2 protein-coding genes are annotated in these 2006 nt (G+C 41.0%); both read left to right on the plus strand.

Annotated elements, in window-relative coordinates:
- The first annotated feature begins 112 nt into the window (after positions 1-112).
- Positions 113-346, plus strand: a complete 234-nt coding sequence (locus E5672_RS19670) for a hypothetical protein (protein ID WP_136783865.1) — start codon at positions 113-115, stop codon at positions 344-346.
- A gap of 139 nt (positions 347-485) precedes the next feature.
- A complete protein-coding gene (locus E5672_RS19675; RefSeq protein WP_136783866.1) occupies positions 486-908 on the plus strand; it encodes a hypothetical protein in 423 nt (140 codons plus the stop codon).
- Positions 909-2006: the final 1098 nt, after the last annotated feature.

A 2006-nucleotide genomic window follows, 5' to 3' on the forward strand; every position in this document is an offset into this window, starting at 1 on the left:
ACAAACGCCTCAACAAGGACGCAAAAAGCTTGGCTTGCGTCACTTCGTTCCTAATTTTAGCCAAGCATTTTGCGCCTGTTAGGCGGGCGTTATGTGAATCGTGGGTTTCTACATGAGTGAGAAGTTTTCAAAAATAGAACATTACGTTATAGCTAGTGACACTGGTGCTCGCGATGGTATTGGCGTCGAAATATATGTAGGTAACAATATGGTCATGGAAATCTTCCGGGACGACACCAAAAAGAAAAGAGAAGTTAGTCTGTTCCAAGATCAGCTAGATTTAGAACTAGTCGAACAAGCAATCAATCTTTTCAAAGAAGAGATACCCGAGGACTTTCAAGATTAAATCAGCAAATTCACATAACAACCCAATCAACACACTCACTTCGTTCGCTGGGACGCATACACGCGGGGCGGCTTCGCCATTATGCCCCACGTGCCTGCGCCCGTTATTGGAAAGTTATACGCCATGGAGTTTTTAGCTTTTGCAATTTGAGCAGGTACATTCCCGAATCAGCATTGATTCAGCTATTTTCACATTTGGCGTTCCGAAGGAATCACCAAACTCATTTTGCTACAGGATCTTTTGCGCAGGAGAAAGCTCGTACTCAGCAGAACGGTTTGATCCTAGTAGCCTTAAAGAATTGAAAATCATCGTCAACCAATTAAGCCAGCTAAGCCCTGACAAGCCACGAGCAACCGTAAAAATAAAAGTTAATAGGTTTATGTCAGTACGTCTAAGTTTCAAAAAATATAACGAAGACAAAGGTTTTAAAGTTAAAGCTTACATTCTTGGCTTTTTCTATTTTAGTAGCACAGGCTTTTTAGGTAGTTACGTGAAGGTAGAGCAACTTCAAAACTTAATTAACAATCTTAATAGATGTATTGAATCAAAAAGTGGCGTATAACAAAAAAATTAAGTCACTCACTTCGTTCGCTGGGACGCATTCATGCGGGGCGGCTTCGCCATTATGCCCCACATGAATGCGCCCCTTATTTAAAAGTTATAAGCCAGATTAAGGCCATGAAAATATTCTTTTTTATAATAGGCGTGGCCCTATATTTGGCTGCATTAAACTTGTTGGTTAAAGGCCACAAGTCGTTAAACCTTCGCTTCGGCTGGCCAACCCCATCAGGGCTAGTCAACAATGGCCTCTGCTATTTCTTTTTTGCTGCTTTTATTTGTGTAGTCATTCCTTTTGCTTTCTTTTTTCCATTATGGCTCAACACGTTTTTGCCAGTACTACAGTCAACACAAACCAATAACGCTCTTCTCATACTGCTCGGTGGCTTTGTTCTTTCCGTTACAATGTGGTTAAACTATAAAAAATCTAAACAAGGCAGTTTTAACAGTGGCTTATAACAAACCACTCAAGGCACTCGCTTCGCTCGCTGGGACGCTAATACATGGGCTGCGTCACTTCGTTCCTAATTTTAGCCCATGTATTAGCGCCCCTTAGTGGGAAGTTATGTTCTCCAAATGGATTTAGTGGATTGAATAAAAGCAGAAAATTTAAACTTTGGTTGTTAGCTTTGGTCGTCTGTATCGTTGGCTTTCAGATTTCTGCGCCAAGCATCATTTTTTATGCAAATCCGTTTTATATCGGCAGCTTCGTTTGCGCTATAGCAGTATTGATAAATACGCTGAATTACTTCTGTCCACAATGTAAAAGAAACCAGGTTGTGGATTCGTTGAGGCGGTTTAAGCTACCCAATGATACATGCCGCAATTGTGGTTATGCCTTTGGTAAAAATGGTGTTTAGTAACTTCGGTGGCTTAGAACATAACAAGCGCATTAACACTCGCTGCGCTCGCTGGGGACAAAAACACGTGGGCACCCGGCGCTTCGCTTGATATTGTAGCCCACGTGTTTTTGCCCGTTATGCGGGTGTTATATGCTCTTCCGGAAAGAGGTAATTAAATGGATGTTTTGATACCGACTTTATTAGTTAATATCAGTTTTATTCTTTTCATACTCATTTCATTTTTTGTTATCCGTAAACAA

The organism is Alteromonas portus, assembly GCF_005117025.1.
GTDB lineage: Bacteria > Pseudomonadota > Gammaproteobacteria > Enterobacterales > Alteromonadaceae > Alteromonas > Alteromonas portus.